At 55.0% G+C, this 20520-nt stretch carries 15 protein-coding genes; 1 reads left to right on the top strand and 14 read right to left on the bottom strand.

The genetic code is table 11. From position 1 onward, the window contains the following. Positions 1 to 34: 34 nt before the first annotated feature. From ACLJR2_RS22330 to cmoM, 7 genes are all read right to left on the bottom strand, one after another. Positions 35 to 682, bottom strand: a complete 648-nt coding sequence (locus ACLJR2_RS22330) for an MBL fold metallo-hydrolase (RefSeq protein WP_001109478.1) — start codon at positions 680 to 682, stop codon at positions 35 to 37. Between the two features lie 27 nt (positions 683 to 709). Further along, entirely contained in the window at positions 710 to 1258 is a 549-nt protein-coding gene (locus ACLJR2_RS22325) for a YcbK family protein (protein ID WP_000357052.1), read from the bottom strand. 259 nt (positions 1259 to 1517) lie between these two features. Next, positions 1518 to 3365: a L,D-transpeptidase gene (gene ldtD, locus ACLJR2_RS22320; RefSeq protein ID WP_000925895.1), complete on the bottom strand. Its 1848-nt coding sequence runs from the start codon at positions 3363 to 3365 to the stop codon at positions 1518 to 1520. A gap of 344 nt (positions 3366 to 3709) precedes the next feature. After that, on the bottom strand, positions 3710 to 8176 hold the full coding sequence (gene mukB, locus ACLJR2_RS22315) for a chromosome partition protein MukB (protein WP_000572741.1): 4467 nt from the start codon (positions 8174 to 8176) through the stop codon (positions 3710 to 3712). Further along, a complete protein-coding gene (mukE, locus tag ACLJR2_RS22310) occupies positions 8176 to 8880 on the bottom strand; it encodes a chromosome partition protein MukE (RefSeq protein ID WP_000060025.1) in 705 nt (234 codons plus the stop codon). Before mukE ends, mukB begins: the two co-directional genes overlap by 1 nt. Continuing rightward, entirely contained in the window at positions 8861 to 10183 is a 1323-nt protein-coding gene (mukF, locus tag ACLJR2_RS22305; RefSeq protein ID WP_001288828.1) for a chromosome partition protein MukF, read from the bottom strand. The genes mukE and mukF overlap by 20 nt, the downstream gene beginning before the upstream one ends. Continuing rightward, positions 10176 to 10979 carry a tRNA uridine 5-oxyacetic acid(34) methyltransferase CmoM gene (gene cmoM / locus ACLJR2_RS22300; RefSeq protein WP_001154025.1) on the bottom strand — a complete coding sequence of 268 codons (804 nt, stop codon included), beginning with the start codon at positions 10977 to 10979 and terminating at the stop codon, positions 10176 to 10178. The genes mukF and cmoM overlap by 8 nt, the downstream gene beginning before the upstream one ends. Positions 10980 to 11114: 135 nt before the next feature. Between cmoM and elyC the strand changes: the two genes are divergently transcribed. Then, positions 11115 to 11891 (top strand): envelope biogenesis factor ElyC, encoded by a 777-nt coding sequence (gene elyC, locus ACLJR2_RS22295; protein WP_000899551.1) that lies wholly within the window; start codon positions 11115 to 11117, stop codon positions 11889 to 11891. On the opposite strand, the gene ACLJR2_RS22290 is transcribed toward elyC, so the two are convergent. The 7 genes from ACLJR2_RS22290 to ACLJR2_RS22260 all read right to left on the bottom strand — a co-directional run bounded on the left by ACLJR2_RS22290 (position 11871) and on the right by ACLJR2_RS22260 (position 20251). Next, positions 11871 to 12764 (bottom strand): YcbJ family phosphotransferase, encoded by an 894-nt coding sequence (locus ACLJR2_RS22290; RefSeq protein WP_000436894.1) that lies wholly within the window; start codon positions 12762 to 12764, stop codon positions 11871 to 11873. The genes elyC and ACLJR2_RS22290 overlap by 21 nt on opposite strands. A 210-nt stretch (positions 12765 to 12974) precedes the next feature. Next, on the bottom strand, positions 12975 to 13721 hold the full coding sequence (kdsB, locus tag ACLJR2_RS22285) for a 3-deoxy-manno-octulosonate cytidylyltransferase (RefSeq protein ID WP_000011576.1): 747 nt from the start codon (positions 13719 to 13721) through the stop codon (positions 12975 to 12977). Further along, positions 13718 to 13900 (bottom strand): protein YcaR, encoded by a 183-nt coding sequence (gene ycaR / locus ACLJR2_RS22280; RefSeq protein WP_000350061.1) that lies wholly within the window; start codon positions 13898 to 13900, stop codon positions 13718 to 13720. The genes kdsB and ycaR overlap by 4 nt, the downstream gene beginning before the upstream one ends. A gap of 51 nt (positions 13901 to 13951) precedes the next feature. Beyond that, entirely contained in the window at positions 13952 to 15184 is a 1233-nt protein-coding gene (locus tag ACLJR2_RS22275; protein WP_000056917.1) for a winged helix-turn-helix domain-containing protein, read from the bottom strand. Positions 15185 to 15227: 43 nt separating this feature from the next. Continuing rightward, positions 15228 to 16205: a tetraacyldisaccharide 4'-kinase gene (gene lpxK / locus ACLJR2_RS22270; RefSeq protein WP_000561681.1), complete on the bottom strand. Its 978-nt coding sequence runs from the start codon at positions 16203 to 16205 to the stop codon at positions 15228 to 15230. Further along, entirely contained in the window at positions 16202 to 17950 is a 1749-nt protein-coding gene (gene msbA, locus ACLJR2_RS22265) for a lipid A ABC transporter ATP-binding protein/permease MsbA (RefSeq protein ID WP_000551246.1), read from the bottom strand. The genes lpxK and msbA overlap by 4 nt, the downstream gene beginning before the upstream one ends. 36 nt (positions 17951 to 17986) lie before the next feature. Further along, positions 17987 to 20251 carry a ComEC family protein gene (locus ACLJR2_RS22260; RefSeq protein ID WP_000705789.1) on the bottom strand — a complete coding sequence of 755 codons (2265 nt, stop codon included), beginning with the start codon at positions 20249 to 20251 and terminating at the stop codon, positions 17987 to 17989. Positions 20252 to 20520: the final 269 nt, after the last annotated feature.

The following is a 20520-nucleotide window of genomic DNA, read 5'->3' as shown; positions in this document are numbered from 1 at the left end:
AAAAGCCTGCACATTGCAGGCTTTTTCATTCTGCTTACCAGACCGGCATCTCATCTTGCAGGAAGGGATTATGCAGACGCTCGTACCCGAGCGTAGAGAGCGGGCCGTGGCCAGGAATAAAGGTCACATCATCGCCTAGCGGCAATAATTTACGCTTAATGGCGTCAATCAACTGGGTGTGATCGCCGCGAGGAAAATCGCTGCGCCCGACGCCACCTTTGAAAATCACATCGCCGGAGATCAGCAGTTGCGACTGTTCATCAAAGAAAACTACGTGTCCCGGCGTGTGTCCCGGACAATGTAACACCTGTAACGTCACATTCCCCACGCTGACGCGATCGCCGTCGTTCAGCCAGCGATCAGGCGTCAGCGGCTGACACTCATCCAGACCAAACATGCGGCTTTGCGCCGGCAGTCCTTGCAGCCAGAACTCATCTTCTTTTTCCGGACCGATAACAGGAACGCCGTAATACTGCGCCAGTTCACTCGCCGCGCCGACATGATCGAGATGCCCATGCGTGAGTAAAATTTGCATCAACGTCACGCCGCTGGCGTCCACTTCCTGTTTAATTTTTTCCGCGTCGCCGCCCGGATCGACCAGCGCCGCCAGCCGGGTTTGTTCGCACCAGATTAATGAACAGTTCTGGGAGAACGCGGTGACCGGAATAATACGATAGTTCATACTGCTCCTTTGATTAAGCCTCGCTGATTACCAGTGCCGCGCCGGCCCGGTATCAATATGCACAAAGTTACTACGTGGGTAATATCCTACACCACCTGCGCGCATAGATAACGCCGCTTTGCGAATATTGCTCAGCGCCACGCCTTCAATATGAAAATCCATCGCCTGCCCTTTTGTATGGTAGCTTTTTTTCGCTACGCCGCTGCTACGGGCGCGTAATTCATTATTGGTATCAAGAGAACGGTAGCCTGAGATGAGCTGCACAGGTTTACGCGTCCCTAACAGCCCCTGAAGTCGGTAAAGTTGGTCAAACAGGCGGGGATCGATTGATCGGACTTTATTCGCGCGATAGTCACGGAAAAAATGGTTTAACTTTGCTAATTCATCCTGAATGTAGGCTCTTCCATCGAAAAACTCCGCCTTGATTGACTCTCCGGTATGGAGATTGTTTAACGTCAAAATGCGCGGGCGTGGGGTCGAGAGTGTGGCAAACGCTGGCGCGGGCAGGATGGCGGCACCGAGAGCGACACCACCAAGCGCCAGCAGCTTGCGGCGATTAGCGTCAAATTTGTCCATGATAATCAGGTCTACAGGTCAATGTTATCGTTAATACACTTCTACCTTTAAGCAGACATGATACCGGCTGGCACAGACTTCTGAACGGCCCGGTCGACTTAAAGGTTGTTGTATATGCACTTCTGGCGCACGAAAGGCACCTTAACTGCCGATAAAGCCCGCGTCAAGATGGCCCTCCCCCAGCCACAACGGGGGTCTACAGCGAAACGCCCCGTTGAAGCCAAACATTAGGACAACATATTTACCAGAACTTCTTCATTTACCTGATTAATTGTTCAACCTTTGGCACAATTTGTGCGCTGGATCGCGCTGTGAGATCGTAATTGTAAATATCTGTACGATATTGCATACGTCCATCTGCGCCGACAAACGCGGTCAGATAGTAAAGATTTACTGGAATGTTCTGCCGGATATTGACATACCGCGTGTCGCCTTGCTTCAGGGCGCCTGAGATCCGCGCATCGTTCCAGCCAGCATCCTGCAAGAGCATATTCGCCAGTTCAGAGGCCTTATTGACCCGCACGCAGCCGGAACTTAACGCCCTGGCGTCACGCTGAAAGAGATTATGGTTAGGCGTATCGTGCAGATAGATCGCATCTGAGCTCGGCATATTAAATTTATAACGCCCCAGCGAATTGTGCGCGCCTGGCGCCTGCTGGAAACGGAACGGAAGATTCGATGGCGTAATGGTGGCCCAGTCAACCTGCCACGGATCGATCGCTTCTTTGCTGTTCCAGCCACGCATCACGGTGTAGCCATGGCGCTCCAGATAGCCTGGGTCATTCCACACCTTCGGTAAAATGTCTTTACGCGCAAGCGTGGGCGGAACGTTCCACGGCGGGTTCACCACCACATTATTCAGCGCGCTGCTCATCATCGGCGTTTTACGATCGGGACGCCCGACGATCACCCTCGAAGCCAGCACCTGGTTGCCATTCTGATAGTAGACCAGCGAATAAGCGGGAATGTTCACCATAATACCGGTAGAGAGTTCCGCCGGCAGCAGGCGTAAACGTTGGATATTCAGTGCCAGTACGCCTGCGCGTTGCGCGGGGGTCATATTAAGCCAGTTACGCGTCGCCGGGCCAATAACGCCATCCGCCCCCAGCCCTTGCCATGCCTGAAAACGCTTTACCGCCTCGACCAGTTCACGATCGTAGGCGCGTGCCGCCGGAGCCGACTTACTACGGCGGGCCGTTGGTTCGTCGACCGGCTGCGCCACCGATGTTTCGACTACCGCGGCGGAGGGGCTGACGACGGCACTATCAGCAGTGTTATCGCCGGGTAAGGCTATCTTTGGACCGCCATCCAGCATCCCCGTACGCTGTAATATTTCGCGCAGCGCAGGCACATCGTTACTCCATTGCCCCGGGCGCAGCGTCGCGGTATTGGCCAACTGCGGCCACGGGCGAGAGTCCGCCACCAGCTTCAGCAACGCGTCATGCATGGGCGCATACTGTGGATGCTGCGGCGCCAGGCTGGCGACAAACATCGGCAACTGGCCCTCTTCCAGCGCGATTTGCCACTGGTTAATCACCGAGACTGGCGGCGTCGCCAATGCGTAAGGTTTGTTGCTATATAACCAGCGCTGGCCTTTGACGGGGATATTCGCAATGAAATGGAGATAGCCCATCATGGCGTCTGACAACACAACATCGCGCGCCATACCGTTTACGGCGGGATTGGTCAACAATGCCACCCAGGCGGTAAACTGCGGCTGGAATCCGGCAATCGCCACCTCCGCCAACTGTTGCTGGAAGGCTTTCACCGCATCGCGATTATCCCACATGGGCTTCATGTCGCGCGCGGCATACAGCAATGTCAGTTGGCTCATATAGACCGGCGTATAGCCGGAAGGAAGCTGCGACTGTAAATCAGCCCGGACTTTCTCGGCTGAAACGCCCTCCGGCAGCGGCTGAATCCCGGCCATAATCGCCGTCGCGGCGGATTGCTTCTGCGGCCCAGCCTGATCCGTCGCGGCAACGGCGCTATCGCCAGGTATCATTTCAGGCTCATCGGCCTGCGCATTGAACAGTGGAGCGAATGTTACGGCCAGGCATAAACTGATTGCCGACAGACAACGACCACACATCTTATTAAGCAACATCCCTTGCCCCCTGTTTTCGTTATCATACTCCGCATGACTGCGCTGCCCGCAGCGCGGGTCAACCGCAACCAATGCTTTTGTTTAGTATGACGAGTCAGCCTGCTCACTCGTCAGGCTTAACTCCAGTATATAAAGTTCGTTACGTTTTTGCCTAACCTAATGTAAAGAAGTTTAAAGAAAATGCACTACCCGGAGAGATTTTTCAGATAAAGAAAAAGGCGGCTTTCGCCGCCCCAGGCTAATGATAAAGCAGAACTTGTTGTACCGGATGGCGGCGTAACCGACTTATCCGGCCTTGCCTGATAAGCGAGGCGCCATCGGGCACTTCATCGTTTCTGCCGTATTTAGCTCGCTTCTGAAGGCGTATCTTCCGTTTGCGTACCGGGAAGCGTTTCCGGAAGCTGCGGCGCAAAGCCACGCAGCCCGACAACATGAACATGCTCAGTATTCTGAAACACTTTACGCACCAGCTTATAGGTCGTGCCCTTCTCCGGACTGATGTTTTCCGGCGCAGCGATGATGAGCTGCATCTGCAAACGTTCACATAGTTCAAACAGCGTGGCGATAGAGCGCGCATCCAGACGCGCCGCTTCATCGAGGAACAGCAGGCGACATGGCGAAATATCTTTCCCGCGCAGTCTGCGCGCTTCGTCTTCCCAGCTTTGCACCACCATCACCAGAATTGACATCCCGGTCCCGATAGCTTCCCCCGTTGATAGCGCGCCGGATTCCGCACGCAGCCAGCCGTCGGACCCACGGTTAACTTCAACTTCCATTTCCAGATAGTTACGGTAGTCCAGCAGCTCCTCGCCGATGGTCTGCGGCGTGCGTTGCCCCATATCGATCTGCGGATTCAGACGCTGGTACAGTTTCGCCAGCGCTTCGGAGAAGGTCAGACGATTGCTGTTAAACAGATCCTGGTGCTGCTCCTGCTGTTCTGAAAGCACATCCAGCAAGGTGGCATGCGTTTCACGCACGTTGACGTTTAACCGCACGCTATTCACCTGGCCAAACGAGACGCTTTGCAACCCCTGGTTCAGCATACGGATACGGTTCTGCTCACGCTGGATAGTCTTGCGGATGATGTTTGCCACGCTGCGGGAACTGATCGCCAGCTTTTGCTCACGCGATGTCAGCTCTTCCGTCAGACGGCTCAGCTCAATCTCCATTTGTTCAATGGCTTCAACCGGATCGTCGGTACGAATAATATCCTGACGAATACGTTCGCGCAGATGCTGGTAAACGGCCACAAAGAACTGGATTTTACGTTCCGGGCGTTTCGGATCTTCCGACAGACGCAATACGTCGCGCAGATGTTCGTTATCCGCGACGGCCAGGCGCAGCGCGCCCAACGCCTTATCCGACATGGAGCGCAGTTCATCCGCCGACAGATAAGCCAGCTCACGACGGTGCAGACGGCGTTCCACGCCATTGTCTTTCACCATCCGCATGACTGCGCACCAGCCGGCTTTCGCGGTCACAACCTGCTCGCGCATTTCATGATAATCGCGCTCCAGCTTGCGCAGCTTACGGGTCAGGTTCTCCATCTCCGCTTCGCAGAAGGTGAGCGCTTTCTCAAGCTGATTGCGACGCGAACGGTTATTGCTCAACTGGGCGTGCAGTTCATCGCGACGCTGGCGGGCACGCTCTTCCGCCCCGCTGTCGGCGCGAACGCCAATATCCTGTAATTCGCGCTGCAAATCGTTAAGCAGCTCTTTTTTCGTGTCGTAAGAGCTTTTTAGCGAGGCCAGGACCTGGCTGTACTGACTTAACTGCGCGGCATGGCTGCGCAGCGCTTCGCGGGCGCGGGTACGCTCGGCTTCCGCCTGCTCCAGCCGCTGGCGCAGCTTTTCGTTGAGATCGCTGTTGCCGCTCAGCATTTCCGCCGAGTCGGAATAGCTGAAATGCGCCCGACGTTCGACGACTTCAGCCAGAGCAAAAGCCTGCTGGCGCGCGTCGCGCTGCATTTGCTGCGACCATGCATAGTCTTCTTTTAACTGCTCAAACTGTTCCGGATCGCTTTGCAGAACGGAAACCACCGGCTCCAGTTTGGCTAACTGGTTGCCATATTGCTGCACAAATCGCGCCGCTTCTTGAGCCTCATCCAACCGCTCCTGAATTTCATCGACCCGATCGGCCAGCGTTTCATCGGCCAATAAATTCAGCCGCGGCAGCAAACGGTTAAGCGCGGAAACGCCCTCTTTCGCCTGCTCAAACTGAAGGCGCTGCTGCTGGTTGTCGTTTTCATGCGTCGCCAGCGCGCGCTCCAGCTCGACGCGACGCCCGTTCAGTCGGCGAATTTCCGCTTCCGGATCGTCCTCAAAGGCAACGGAAAGGTGGCTACCGATAAAACGGCTGAACGCCTGGTGCAAACGCTGGGTTTTCTGCACGTCAAACGAGAGCGTGGCAAAGCGCTCGGAAAGCACTTCCCGTTCCGCATGGAGACTTTCAATACGGTTCTCGCGCGCCGCACGGCCAAAAATAGGCAGCGACGGGAAACGCGAATAACGCCACTGGCGGTCGGCAATTTTCACGACCACCGCTTTTTCCAGCTCGTCAACGCTGAATACGCTGTCATCAAAAGACTGCGGATCGCCCTCGATCAGGTACAGATCTTCCGGACAATCGGTCAGACCTTCAAGCTGTTCGGCTATTTGCGATAAATCCGGTACGACGATCGCATGGCGCGACGGGCCATACAGTGCGGAAAAGTACGGCGCATCTTCAAGACTGACATCATCGTAGATTTCCGACAGCAGTACCCCGCCAAAACGCTCCGCCAGCGCATTCAAACGCTGATCTTCCGCGCCGCCCGGCTGGCTTAAACGTTCGATCTCTTCATCAACCGCATTTTTACGCGCGCCCACTTCGTCGCGTTCGACAATGGCTTCGCGCTCACGCTCCAGTAGCTGTTGCAGGAATTCGGTCACTTCCTGGCTGGACGTAAACTCCTCGCCGCACTGTTCGCTAAGCTGGTTCAGACTGTTTTGCGCCGCCAGCCAGACGGGCGCACGCCGCATCAGATGTTGAATACGCGACTGAAGCTGCTCCTGCTCCTGACGCAAGGCCATACGCTGTTCGCTGGCTGACGACACGCTATCAGACAAGGACGCGATGCGGGCTTCCAGCTCCTGATGCAGCGCTTCCAGTTCGTCAATATCAAAATTTTTGCCCTGTCGCTTACAGAACTCCGCCAGCAGACGTTCCGCCTCTTGCTGCTCGCGCAGCCGCTGTTCCAGTTCGCTCAGGCGCATCCGCAGCGGCTGTACCTGTTCCGCCAGATGACGCTGGTTCACGCCGTCCCGTAACAGCTCGCGCGCCACGTCCCAGGCTTCGCTACGCGCCAGCGGGCCGTTGATCGCCGCCACCAGCTGGTAAGCCTGCTCAAACTGGCTGTGCGCGGTTTGCGCCACGCTCATTTTTTGTTCCAACGACAGCAGTTTTTCCGTAGCTTCCTGCTCTTTTGCCTGGAAAGTATCCAGCCATTCGGCGGCGCTTTCCGGCGTTAGATCAGGCAGATGGCAAAGTTCTTTAGCGCGGGCGAGCGCTGATATCGCCTGGTTATACTGAATCGCGCGCGTTTGCTGTACATCCAGCGCCTGCTGGTAATCCGCAAGCTGGCTTTTGAGTTCATCGACTTCCAGCTCGGCGGCTTCGGCACGCGCTTCATTTTCGTCCTGCATTTCGGCGGCTTCCGCCACCACTTCATTTTGCTCTTCGAGTCGAATCTGCAGCTCTTCAAGATCCGCTTCGTAGCGTTCAATTTTTTCCTGCTGGCGCAGCGCGGTTTGCACCAGATTCAGGTGATCGCTCGCCGCCTGGTAATCCGCTTCAAGAGAACCTTCGGCGCCGTTATGTTCGCCCAACTCACGGGCCATATCGACGTGCTTGTACTGCTCCGCCGCCAGTTGTTTGCGCGATGTGTACAGTTCGCGTCGAAACGCCAACGCCTGATCAAGGTGAACCCGACGCTCATTGGCGTGGCGCATATAATCCGCCGCCACATAATCGGTGGCTTCGCTGATCAAATGCTTAAACAGATCGCGATCGGATTGGGTAACACGAATCGCTTCCAGCGTGAGTCGGTTCTCGCGCAGCGCCGCTTCCATATCCTGGAACGCCTTGCGCACGCCGCTGTTTTCCGGCAATAAATAATCGCGTAGCGACCGGGTAATGGCGCTGGAGATCCCGCCGTACAGCGAGGCCTCTATCAAACGATAGAATTTACTACGATCGGAAGCGGAGCGCAGACGACGGGCGATAATCCCTAAGTCAAACATCAGCGAATGATAATCGGTGATGGAGTTAAACTGCTTAAACTGCACGCCTTCCATCTCGTCAAGCTTGTCTTTCAGCTCAGCAAGCGACAGTACGCGCGCCTGACGTTCGTTTAATGTCTCCGTCACCAGTTGTGTCGGCTGTACCGACATCGGCAGCCCCTGGATAGCGAACGGTTTGATGTCCACTTTGCGATCGCGCCCAGCGACCTGCTGCAGACGCACGCCGACCACCACCCGCTGATGGCGGGAATTAATGGTGTCGAGCATGGAGTAACAGACGCCCGCCTTCAGCTTACCGTGCAAACCTTTATCGCGCGAACCGCTGGTGGCGCCGGCTTCCGTGGTGTTACGAAAGTGCAGTAATGTGAGATCCGGGATCAGCGCCGTGACGAACGCCGCCATCGTCGTGGATTTCCCGGCGCCGTTGCCCCCGGATAACGTCGTGACCAGTTCATCCAGGTCAAAAGTGCGGGCAAAAAAACCGTTCCAGTTAATCAGCGTTAGCGAGCGAAATTTACCGCGTTCAATCATTATTCTTCCTCTCCACTGTCCGGCTGACTCTCTTCGGTCTCATCATTAAGTTGCAGATGGTTTTCAATGGGCATCGCTTCCCCGTCGCGGATGAGACGACGCTGCGCCTCGCGAGGATCGTCGCCGGCGCGGACATCCGCGCCAAAGCGGAAGACCGATTCGGTAATGCGGAATTTGCTGCTGTCGTGGCCCATAAACCATACCATGCCCAAACGACGCAGGCGGTTTAAAGAAGAACGCACCTTTTCCTGCAGTTTCTGACGATCAACGTCAGATCCCGTCGAGCGGTTATTCACCAGCTTTAGCAGTTTGGCTTCGTCCGCAAGGGTAAGCAGCTCGTCGTACAACTCTTGCTGAGTAAAGATCCCTTCGTTGGCCAGACGCTCCGGGCTAAGATAGAGGTAGCAGAGAATTTTACCGACCATCATATCCAGTTCGGATAACACCGAGCGCGGGATAAGCGTGGTAGAACGCGGACGCAGGTAGAAGAACCCCTCCGGCGCGCGAATCAGCTCCACGTTATAACGCGCGTAAAACTCTTCCAGGTATTCCTGAAAATCCATCAGAAAGGCATGATTATCCAGTTCGTCCAGCCCAATGTGGCGGCCCGAACGTAATGCGCTATCCAGCGCCGGAAATAACGGATTCGCCAGCGCCTGCGCCAGCTTAACCGGCATCACTTGTTCAATATTTGTCAATGACATGCGCCTGTACCTTGGCTCCGTAATCATTAATCGGCTGCCATTTGGCTGGCAGTCCGGTGAAATCTGCTTGCGCTACGCCAAGACGTACCGCTTGATCGATAACAATACGCGCCACGTCGAAATGACGCGCGCGCGGGTATTGCGCCAGATACTCGCGCACCACCAGCCCAAGATCCAGTGGCGTTTGTCTGGTTTTGTAGATAGCCAGCTGTTCTTCAATGATGGCCGCTAACTGCTCGCGGATCTCGTTAAACTCTTCATATTCCAGATCCGGCGGCAACTCCCCGGTGACTTCATCGTCACGCAACGCCATCTCTTCATCGCGCATATCCAGCAGACGATCGGCATTCGCGTAGGTTAGCGCCCACGGATCGTCAAAATAAGTCTGCACGGACTGGCGCAACCGCTGGGCGAAGACACGGTTTTTATCCATATCGATCGCGGTACGGATAAATTTATGCACGTGACGATCGTAACCGATCCATAAATCAATAGACTGTTGACCCCAACTGATAATGCGGTCGAGTTTACTTTGTAAGTCAAACACCAGCCTGTCGACAAAATGCAGATCGTCGTGCGTCATCGTGGCATCCTGAATGCGCAGCAGGTTAGCCTGCAGCTTATCGCCCGCCGCCTCCAGCGTATCCTGCAACTCGCGCAGCGTACCGGACGTTTCGGAAAGCAGCAGTTCACAGCTGGAAATCGCCGCCCGCCAGTCTTTATTCAGCAGTTGTGCGATATCGTCTTTCACCTGCTGCTGCTGTTCATCCATAATGCGCTGGGTGAGATCGATACTGTCGAAAATCTCCGCCACCGAATATTTCAATGGCGCGTAAACATTGCGATGCCAGTGGAACTCATCGCCCCCCTCCGCTGCCGCATCCGCCGCGCGCTTCAATTCGCCGGCCACAATCGACAACTGCATAGAAAGACGCAGCGTAGAGAATTCGCGTTGACGAATGTAGTAATCGGTGATGCCAATCCCGAGCGGGGTTAATCGGTAAATCGCATTGCCTTCCGCCTGCTCGCTGGTAAAGCGGTTCAGCAGACGTTGACGCACCATATCGTTAATCGCGTTGTTCGCGCGCACGCCGATGGTTTCGCTGGTTTGCTCAAACGCATCACTCACATGGCGGAATGCATCCACCAGCTCGCCTTCACTCATCTCGCCGTCAAGGCGTTCGCCGTTCAACGTGGCGACCGCCAGCAGAAAGGAAAGTCTGTCTACCGGCAGCGAGATGGAAAAGTCGTTTTTTCTGGCCCAGGCAACCAGTTCGGGGACTGTCTGGGAAAATTCACTCATAGGTTATCCTTGCATCTGCGGCTAGCGCCGGGCTTTTAATCGCGGTGACATGAATGTAGCGCCCAAGGCTAATATACGGCTCCTGGCGGCAATAACGCGTTTCCAGTTCGACCAGGGTCTCATAACAGTCACGCTGCTGGTGTTTTTCACGCAGATAATCATGAAACACACGCACGCCGGTTTTACCGGTAATCTGCCAGCCAATCGCCTCCAGCCACTGGTACACCTGCGCGGGGTCGCGCGGGTAGTCAGGCGACAGCGTGCGCTTCTTGCGTTTAGGCATCCCCGCCTGCACGTAGTCAAAATTACCCGCCACCATATTGTGCATCAGCAAACCGTTAGCGTTATAGAACATCAACGACAGCGCGCCGCCAGGGCGCAATACTGACCAGAGCGTTTCTAATACGCCGACAGGATCGGCTACCCACTCCAGCACAGCATGAAACAATATCAGATCAACCGGGCTTTCCAAATGCGAAGCGACGTCCTGAGCCGGGCATTGTATAAAATGCATGTCTTTGCTCACACCTTTTGCCTCGGCCGCCTGCCGCGCGCGGGCGATCATTTCGCCAGACAGATCGCATAACGTCACCTGATGGCCGCGTTCCGCCATCTTAATCGCCGTTTGCCCTTCGCCGCCGCCGGCATCCAGCACCCGCAGTTTTCGCCCGCCAATCTCCTCCAGCACGCGATCCAGGTCTTGCCACAGAATGGCTTGCCGCAGTTGCCCTTTGGTCGTGCCGTAAATGTTACGGGAAAACTTTTCAGCAATGTCATCAAAATTGCGATCCTGCATCGGACTCTCCACAGGCTGGCTCAGGCGTTATCTGATAAAACCGCTATTTTGTCACAGCCGCGGCCAGAATGAACCTGTCTGGTGTAATATCACCGTTAATCCTCCGCTATATGGTTAAAAAAGGAACCAAAAAGGATGCTTTTTACGCTAAAGAAAGTGATTGGCGGTATGTTATTGCCGCTTCCGCTGATGTTGCTGATCATTGGCGTCGGCCTGGCGCTGCTCTGGTTTAGCCGCTTTCAGAAAACCGGAAAAGTATTTATCAGCGTAGGTTGGCTGGCGCTATTGCTATTAAGCCTGCAACCCGTTTCTGACCATCTGCTGCGTCCGATAGAAAACCGCTACCCTACCTGGCAGGGTCCGCAAAAGGTGGAATATATTGTGGTTCTCGGCGGCGGCTATACCTGGAACCCGCAGTGGGCGCCGAGCTCTAATTTAATTAACAACAGCTTACCGCGGCTGGCGGAAGGCATCCGGCTGTGGCGCGCGAATCCGGGAGCAAAGCTGATTTTTACCGGCGGCGTAGCAAAAACCAATACGGTAAGCACGGCGGAAGTCGGTGCGCGGGTGGCGCAGTCGCTGGGCGTACCGCGTAGCGATATTATTACGCTGGATAAGCCAAAAGATACGGAAGAAGAAGCCGTCGCCGTTAAGCAGGCCATCGGCGACGCCCCTTTCCTGTTGGTAACCTCCGCCTCGCATTTGCCGCGTGCGATGATTTTCTTTCAGCATGCCGGGCTGAATCCGCTTCCCGCGCCGGCGAATCAGTTGGCGATCGATTCGCCGCTCAATCCTTGGGAGCGGGCAATTCCGTCCCCGGTCTGGCTGATGCACAGCGATCGCGCTGGGTATGAAACATTAGGGCGACTTTGGCAATGGCTGAAAGGCATATCAGGCAAGCCAGGGGAGTAATGATTTCGCCGCCAGATCAAAATTGGTACGGTTAAAACGTCCGGTATTGACCAATTGCGCAACCTCGTCCCACAGCACATAGAGCCAACGCCGCCAGATGAAGGACTCCGCCACTGGCGCGCGTTGCAGATAATGCCAAAGCAATCCCTCCGCCAATGGATTATCCATCAGGCGAAACAGTTCGAACTCTCTCGGCGCCCACAGCATCAGCCCGGGGCCGACCATCGCCAGAAGCTGATCGCTACGGGCGTCTTTAAGCATACTGCGCAGGCAGAAGTTGCCATGCACCAGTACGCAGTTGTCGTTAAACCCTTCAAATAACGAAGGAAGACATTCTCTGGTACGAAACAGAATGCGTCTGTCCTGCATCGTCAGACCGGTATTGCTGAACTGATTTAGCGTCGTCCACAGCACCTCCACCCGCTGACGATACCAGGAAGGCCAGATATTCTCCTGAGTATGGTCTACGGCGCCAACGCAACCGCGGCTATCCTGCCGATGCCAGGCTAACAGCCCTTCGACAATCTGATCTTTTAGCTGTTCCCAGCGTTCCGGAGTGCGCGCCGGCGCCTCGACCGGCACACCGCGCAGTCGTTCCAGTAGCAGCACATCCGGACCAGGATGCTCTTCATGCGTCAATACGCCATAGATTACCGGCATCCTCACCGTACCGCTACGCGCCAGCATTGAGGTTTTCCATGCCAGTTGCTGCGCAACGCCAGGAGTGGTAAAACTTCGCGCCATCAGCGGCATCGGATTTCCCTGGCTGTCATATAATGACCACAATGCGGAATCCGCTTTCTCATTCACGCACTCTATACGGCTAAGTTTTTCACCCAACAAATGACTGAGTTCGGCCCGCAACTGTTCCATTCCAGATTACCCCCATTAGTGCTACTGCTTTAATAATGAGCGTCGTATGGACAGATGTCACCCGTATCAGATCAAGGGAAGAAAAGAAAAATGAGGAAAATCGTAACGGTACGAGAAAGCCGCCACTGATGAGCAGACGTGAGTATTCATCTTTGCGCTACCATACCGCGCTGTTCATGACCGTCTAAGACGATCATGAACAGGATCATGTTAACGCATTTCAGCGCGCACGCGCTCCAGGTCGTCGGCGGTGTCTACGCCCGTGCCGGGCACCGCTTTGGCGACGGCGACATGAATTTTTTCGCCGTACCACAGCACACGAAGTTGCTCCAGCATTTCAATATGTTCCAGCGGGCTGGGTTGCCAGCTCACGTAACGGCGGATAAATCCCGCGCGATAGCCATAAATGCCCAGGTGACGAAGGCAAGTATCCCCTACCGTTTCCAGACTTTTTGCAAAGCGATCGCGATCCCAGGGAATCGTCGCCCGGGAAAAGTAAAGCGCATAGCCTTCAGCATCCAGCACGACTTTTACCGCATTCGGGTTAAACGCTTCTTCGGCGCTGTGAATCGGCACCGCCAGCGTCGCCATGCCAACCTGGCGCTGCGCCAGATTTTCCGCGACCTGGCGAATAATAACCGCCGGGATCATCGGCTCATCGCCCTGAACGTTCACAATAACGGTATCGTCGCTGAATCCGCACTTCTCTACCACTTCCGCCAACCGTTCGGTGCCGGACTGGTGATCAGCGCGCGTCATGCACACTTCGCCGCCAGCCGCTTCTACCGCACGAGCCACGTCTTCATGATCGGTCGCGACAATAATGCGTTCCGCGCCAGATTCGCGCGCCCGCTCCAGGACATGAACAATCATGGGCTTACCATTAATATCCACTAATGGTTTGCCTGGCAGTCGGGTAGATGAAAAACGGGCCGGAATGATGACGACGAAACTCATGATTTACTCTCATCAGATGTCAGGGCGCGAGCTTCATTTTCCAGCAATACAGGAATGCCGTCGCGTAACGGGAAAGCGAGATTGTCCAGTTTGCAAATTAATTCTTGCTGTTCCTGGTTATACCAGAGTTTGCCGTTACATACCGGGCAGGCGATGATTTCAAGCAGACGATGATCCATAGTTCCTCCAGATGGACCGGATTGTGAATCCTTCAATATTAACATAATCGGTTAGGGTGCAGGGTCTATTTCCCAGCCATGACGCATGGCGCTAAACAGGCCTGGCGGACATTGTCCCAGCGTCACGCGCGATGCCCGTTGCCAAGCAGCAAACGCGCTAATAGCCTGCCAGATTCCTTTTTGCAGATTAACGCCAGGGCGGATATCGTCCTCCAGATACAGCGAGATAACCTCAAGCACCCCCGTTTTACGGTGCATTTTGGCATCCATTCGCCCGACTAAACGGCCCTGGTATAATAGCGGCAGCACAAAATAACCGTACTGGCGCTTCGCCGCAGGCGTATAACATTCCAGCCGATAGTTAAATCCGAAAAGCTGCGCTGCCCGCTTGCGATCCCATACCACAGGATCGAAAGGCGACAGCACTGCGCTATGGGTCGCCTTTAAGGCGTTATTCAGCGCCGGTTCCAGCTGCGAAAGAAGATCGGCATGAAGCCACATCCGCCCCAACGTTTCCACCTCGACCGGAATAATCTGCTGCTGTTCCGCCCGGCTCTCCCGCCATCCCTTAAGGTCAGGACGTTTCAGGCGGTAGTAATCCGCCAGCCACTGTTCACGGAAAATCCCCAGACTGCGCGCGCTATTATCCAGCATCAGGCTTTCCGCCTGCGGCTGTGACAGTCCATCGCGTTCATCATCCCAGTGCGGCATCACACGGGGCGTTAAATCATATACACGTTGAAAATTACGCCGCTCAACAACCATGACTTTTCCGGCGGTAAATAAACCCTCAAGGTGGCGTTTATGTGGTTTCCATTCCCACCAGCCGCTGACGCCTTTCCGCGCATGTTCAAAATCGGCAGAACGCACTGGACCGTGCTCCTGAATATGCCGCACTAGCTGTTTTATTTCTTCCGCGTGCTCATGCATCCATGCCGCGCGATATTTCCAGCCCATCTTTTCCGGCGACAGCATACGATGGCGGATAAGTTTAAAGTCGCGGCGTGGTAAGAAACAGGCCTCATGCGCCCAGTATTCCATTAACTCGCCGCGTCGCAGCGCCTCATCCAGCCAGGCCTGCGGGTACGAACCGAGACGGCTAAACAGCACCAGATAGGGGCTACGTGCGACGACATTGATGGTATCAATTTGCAGCAACGCCATGCGTGAGATGGCGGCAAGAACATCGCCAGGCAGCGCGTTACGGCGCGGCTTTTTCAATAGCCCCTGCGCAGCAAGGTGAAGACAACGGGCCTGGGAAAGAGAAAGGTACGGCAATGACATTCATGACTCCATAAATTCATCACTGCCGCTGCATTGGGGGACGCTAGCGAACCAGCGAGGTGATATGTTGAAGCAACTTATCAGGCTGCTCACCGGACAAACGCGCATCAACCGGTAAGAACCACCAGTTATCTTCGGCAAAAGCACGGCATTTCACCGCGTCTTTTTCCGTCATTACCAGGGTCTGCCCTTCACCGACCAACGCCTGAACGTCAGCAGGGGCGAGCGTTTGATGATCGGCCAGCGGGACGCACTTTTGCGGATGCGCGCCACAGGCTTCCAGCGTGGCGAAAAAGCGCGGCGGATGACCGATGCCCGCCATCGCCACAATATTGCTCAGTTGCGCCACATCGCAACGCGCTCCTGTACGTAAGTTCACCGCCAGTCCAGGCGCTAGCTGCATGGGGATTTCGCCCGCCCGGGCGACGCCGCCATTCACGATAGCGGCGTCTACGGTTTTCAGGCGACTGGCGCGCTCGCGCATAGGACCGGCAGGAAGCCACCAGCCGTTGCCAAAACGGCGCACCCCGTCAATCACCACAATTTCAATATCTCGCGCGAGTCGGTAATGCTGCAACCCATCGTCAGTGATAATAATCTGCACATTATGCGCCGCCAGAATCGCTTTCACCGCCGCGGCGCGTTCAGGCGCCACCGCGACAGGCGCGCCGGTCCGTTGATAAATCAATACCGGTTCATCTCCCGCTTCTGCGGTTGTCGTCTCTGGCGTCAGGAGCAGCGGATAAGCGGCAGCTTTCCCGCCGTAGCCGCGGGAAACGACCCCCACGCGCACGCCACGCTGTTGCAGCTTTTCCACCAGCCAAATGACTACGGGTGTTTTACCGTTACCGCCAGCCGTAAGATTCCCTACCACAACCACCGGTACCGGCGCTCGCCAGGCGCGTTTAAAACCAAGCTTATAGCTCAGACGAATCGCCCCGCTCACCAGGCCATACAGCCAGGAGAGCGGCAGCAGTAACCGCCATAGCGGGGATTCACCCGACCAGATACGCGCAATCATTGGCCAAATTGCATCTTATGTAGCTGGGCGTAAACGCCGTGTTGCGCCAGCAACTCGCTATGAGTGCCGCGCTCAACGATAATGCCGTCTTCGACCACAACGATCTCATCCGCCTGTTCGATGGTGGAGAGACGGTGTGCAATCACCAGAGAGGTACGGTTTTTCTGCAGCTCATCCAACGCTGCCTGAATCGCACGTTCAGATTCGGTATCCAGCGCGGACGTAGCTTCATCAAGGATCAGAATCGGGCTGTCGCGCAGTAAGGCGCGGGCGATCGCGATACGCTGGCGTTGACCGCCGGAAAGCAGTACGCCGTTTTCGCCGATGATGGTATCCAGGCCATTATCCATCTTGTTGATAAAGTCCATGGCATAGGCCATGCGCGCCGCCTCTTCAATCTGCTCGCGGCTGTATTCTTCCGTCCGGGCATAAGCAATGTTATTGGCGACCGTGTCGTTAAACAGATGCACGTTTTGCGAAACCAGCGCCACCTGATTACGTAGAGAGGCCAGAGTGTATTCGCGTAGATCGTGACCATCCATCAGGATGTGTCCTTCATCAATATCGTAGAAACGGGTGATCAGACTGGCGATAGTTGATTTACCCGATCCGGAACGCCCCACCAGCGCCACTGTTTTCCCGGCAGGAATTTTCAAATTGATGTTACGCAATGCCGGCACTTCACGGCCCGGGTAAGTAAACGTCACATTGCGGAATTCGAGATCGCCGGTCGCGCGGTCAATGACACGTTTACCTTCATCTTTCTCCTGTTCGCTGTCCAGAATCGCAAACAACGTCTGACAAGCCGCCATCCCACGCTGGAACTGCGCGTTAACGTTTGTCAGCGATTTTAATGGACGCATCAGCGCGATCATGGAGGAGAACACCACGGTGATGGTCCCTGCCGTCAGGCTATCCATTACGCTTGGGAAGCTCGCAGCATAGAGGACAAACGCCAGCGCCAGCGAGGCAATGAGCTGAATGATAGGATCGGAAATTGACGAGGCAGAGACCATTTTCATGCCTTGCAGTCGCATCTTATTGCTGACTTTATCAAAGCGTTTAGTTTCGACTTCCTGACCGCCAAAAATCAGTACCTCTTTGTGTCCTTTCAGCATTTGTTCAGCGCTGGTAGTCACTTGTCCCATCGTGTTCTGCATATTTTTACTGATGCTGCGGAACCGCTTTGAGACAACGCGAATCGCAATCGACACAATCGGCGCTAAAACAACCAGGATGATCGACAGCTGCCAGCTGTAATAGAACATCATGATAAACAATCCGATGATCGATGCCCCTTCACGCACCACGGTAATCAGCGCGCCAGATGAAGAAGAAGCAACCTGTTCTGAATCGTAAGTAATACGCGACAGCAGCGTACCGGTAGACTGTTTATCAAAGAAGGCGACGGGCATTCCCATCATATGGCCAAACAGGCGACGGCGCATGGTCATTACCACCTTGCCTGACACCCATGAAATACAGTAGCTGGAGATATAGCTAGTGATGCCTCGTAATATCATCAGCCCAATAACCACCAGCGGCATCCACAGCAACACTGAGCGATCCGTTTTACCGAAACCATCATCCAGTAATGGCTTGAGGAGCGATAGCATGAAGGTATCGCTGGCTGCGTTGAGAATTAACGCTATGCCCGCCACGATCAGACCTGCTTTAAAAGGCGCTATGGTTGGCCACAGTCGGCGGAAGGTCTGCCACGTAGAGAGATCTTTATCGTTATGCATTCAAAAAACCAGCATTTGTTGAAATAGCCGCATATTCTACCCGTTATCCTCGGACACGCCAAACCACTGATGATACCAGCGAGGTAAAATTTGATCCCGTAAGCCTTGTATGCGCCAGCCCTGCGGAGAAAACAGCAGCGAAATTTGCCCCTGGTGGGGTGTATCAAACCACTGATACGCCTGCTGTCGGTAGCGCTGTTTTACCTTGCGGGACGGCAGCCGCCATGCGTTATAGCGCGATGCGGACGCCAGCGCCGCTTCACCATGTACGCGCTGAATAAATGGTAGCGACGACGACGTATTACTACCATGATGCGGCACCTGGATAAACGTCGCCGCAAGATGTCGCCAGTAACGACTTAGCATTTTTTGTTCAGCGCCCGCTTCAATATCGCCCGTGAGCAGGATGCTATGTACGCCGTCATCCACTTTGACCACACAGGAACGGTTATTTCCTCGATCGGCACTTTCGCGTAACGGCCAGTGCGCCTGAAACGTTAGCCCCTGCCATTGCCACTGCTCGCCGCGAAAACAGGGCAAATGTCCCTGCCAGCCTAACGGGCTGCGAATCCACATTGACGGCCAGACCTGCTGTAGCGAACGCAGCCCGCCCCGATGATCCAGATGCTCATGACTCAAAATAACGCCCTCCGGCGTCAGATTATGCCAGCGCAACCAGGGAATAATAACCTGTTGCCCGCTGTCGCCCTCCGGCCATGCCCGACCGGTATCATAGAGTATTACTTTATCGCCCCTGACGATCGCTATCGCCAGCCCCTGACCGACATCCAGCATATGCACCTGCCATCCGCTGGCGTTTATCGGCCGCCAGAGTGGCCAGCTCATCAACAATAACCCGCATAAACAGACCGCCGGCCAGGTACGCCAGACGTTTAATCGCCACGCGATAAGCATTAGCCAGGGCAAAAACGTCAGCCACTGCCAACGGTTATCAATATTCACCCAGCCCTGCGGTAAAGCATTCAACAGGTAAAATAGCGCGGCTAACGCGCGATCGGTCAGGTACCATACCCACTCTTCAAGAAAAAACGGCCCGGTTAAATGCAGAATCATTCCCGCCAGGATGAGTGGAACCGTCACAAATGTGACCCAGGGTACGGCAAAAAGATTCGCCAGCATTGCGGTAACGCTTATGCCATGAAAAAGCGCCACCTGGAGAGGCAAAAGCAGAAGTGTAATGCCTGCCTGTAGGTGAAGCAGGTTAAGCAACCAGCGTAAGCCCCGTGGAAAATTTCCGTTTGGCGCAGGAAACCACTGATACCAGAATAACAGGCCGGCAACCGCAAATGCTGACAGCCAAAGACTTTGTGATATAACCGCCACAGGATCGGCGAAAATAATCGCGGCCAGACAGCAGCACCAGACTTGCCAGCCGCTCCACTGTCGTCCGCTTAATTTTAATCCTCCCCAGACGCTCAGTGCCGCCACCGTGCGCAGCGCAGGCGGTTGTAAGCCGGTAAGCCAGGCATAACATATCGCGCAAAGAATGCCGCCCAGCAATGGCGTCTGCCAACGAATCCATCTGACCGGCAAAAAGAATTGTCCGCTACGGATTAATCCGGCAGCCAATAACGCAGCAAAAGCGATATGCAGGCCGGAAATCGCCATCAAATGGGCCGTTCCCGTATCGCGCATAACGGCCTTCACCTCCTGCGACACCGCTCCCCGCTCCCCCATTCCCAACGCCAGAATAACCTGCTGCCACGGATAAGGCGCAAGCGTAGCGCGAAGCGAAGCAAGATAGCGCCCACGCAAGCTACACTCAGGGTTAATCGCTTTAGCCTGTAGAAAACGCCCGGTCAACGGTTGGTGCTGCGCCAGCGCGTAACGTTGGCTATCAAAACCGCCTTCGTTAAGCTGCCCGTGTACCGCTCTGACCTTCAGCGTCATCGCCCACTGTTGCCCGGCACACACTTCCGTGGGTAAGTACTGGCCATGCAGGACAATCCCTACAGCAGGAAAGAGCGGCTTTCCACGCAAATGGGTGATTCGCCCATAATGAGTGGTCATATGATCGGTGGCAGTAATGACGACTGTCGCCTCCTGCGTCGCGGCGGGCAGGACGTTTCCCGCCCAAATGGCCTGCCTGGCGGCAAATATCCCCCACATGAAAAAGAGCAATGTTAATGCCGCGTAGCGCGCATAGTGATGGGGTATGAGGCAAAGCAAACATGCCAGACAAAACAGCACCGCGAGAATCCACGTGTCAGGTAATACTGGCAATATCATGAGCGGAAGTATGCCGCATACTACGCATACGCTGACCGTCGTTATCTTCATAGACACCTCCCTGTGCGGGAAAGTGTGCAGGTTCAGGACGCCATTGTCTGGAGGGGATTTTGTGCTATACGGCGCGGATTCCAGGTTTTTTACCTGATAAATGTAAGACGCAGCAAAAAATGCGAAACGTTTTCCAGTTTTCGGTCGAATAGCGTTTGCGCCTGACGGCGTATTGACTAGTCCTGATATAGGTTGACAGTTTTTTGTCTGTAAAACGCCTGATGAACATCATCGGGCGTTTTGTATTTCAGGGCCTGGTGTGGCCGTTC

Origin of the sequence: Salmonella sp. SAL03688, from assembly GCF_046551895.1 — a bacterium.
GTDB classification, from domain to species: domain Bacteria; phylum Pseudomonadota; class Gammaproteobacteria; order Enterobacterales; family Enterobacteriaceae; genus Salmonella; species Salmonella enterica.
The sequence above is the reverse complement of the archived record's forward strand: the minus strand, read 5'-3'. Positions and strand labels throughout refer to the sequence as shown.

Excerpts from the sequence above, each read along its gene's own strand:
- mukE (WP_000060025.1), bottom strand. The coding sequence starts at position 8,880 with ATGTCATTGACAAATATTGAACAAGTGATGCCGGTTAAGCTGGCGCAG.
- cmoM (WP_001154025.1), bottom strand. The coding sequence starts at position 10,979 with ATGCAGGATCGCAATTTTGATGACATTGCTGAAAAGTTTTCCCGTAAC.
- ACLJR2_RS22260 (WP_000705789.1), bottom strand. The coding sequence starts at position 20,251 with ATGAAGATAACGACGGTCAGCGTATGCGTAGTATGCGGCATACTTCCG.
- ldtD (WP_000925895.1), bottom strand. The coding sequence starts at position 3,365 with ATGTTGCTTAATAAGATGTGTGGTCGTTGTCTGTCGGCAATCAGTTTA.
- ACLJR2_RS22290 (WP_000436894.1), bottom strand. The coding sequence starts at position 12,764 with ATGGAACAGTTGCGGGCCGAACTCAGTCATTTGTTGGGTGAAAAACTT.
- msbA (WP_000551246.1), bottom strand. The coding sequence starts at position 17,950 with ATGCATAACGATAAAGATCTCTCTACGTGGCAGACCTTCCGCCGACTG.
- elyC (WP_000899551.1), top strand. The coding sequence starts at position 11,115 with ATGCTTTTTACGCTAAAGAAAGTGATTGGCGGTATGTTATTGCCGCTT.
- ACLJR2_RS22325 (WP_000357052.1), bottom strand. The coding sequence starts at position 1,258 with ATGGACAAATTTGACGCTAATCGCCGCAAGCTGCTGGCGCTTGGTGGT.
- mukF (WP_001288828.1), bottom strand. The coding sequence starts at position 10,183 with ATGAGTGAATTTTCCCAGACAGTCCCCGAACTGGTTGCCTGGGCCAGA.
- mukB (WP_000572741.1), bottom strand. The coding sequence starts at position 8,176 with ATGATTGAACGCGGTAAATTTCGCTCGCTAACGCTGATTAACTGGAAC.
- ACLJR2_RS22330 (WP_001109478.1), bottom strand. The coding sequence starts at position 682 with ATGAACTATCGTATTATTCCGGTCACCGCGTTCTCCCAGAACTGTTCA.
- ycaR (WP_000350061.1), bottom strand. The coding sequence starts at position 13,900 with ATGGATCATCGTCTGCTTGAAATCATCGCCTGCCCGGTATGTAACGGC.
- kdsB (WP_000011576.1), bottom strand. The coding sequence starts at position 13,721 with ATGAGTTTCGTCGTCATCATTCCGGCCCGTTTTTCATCTACCCGACTG.
- ACLJR2_RS22275 (WP_000056917.1), bottom strand. The coding sequence starts at position 15,184 with ATGTCATTGCCGTACCTTTCTCTTTCCCAGGCCCGTTGTCTTCACCTT.
- lpxK (WP_000561681.1), bottom strand. The coding sequence starts at position 16,205 with ATGATTGCGCGTATCTGGTCGGGTGAATCCCCGCTATGGCGGTTACTG.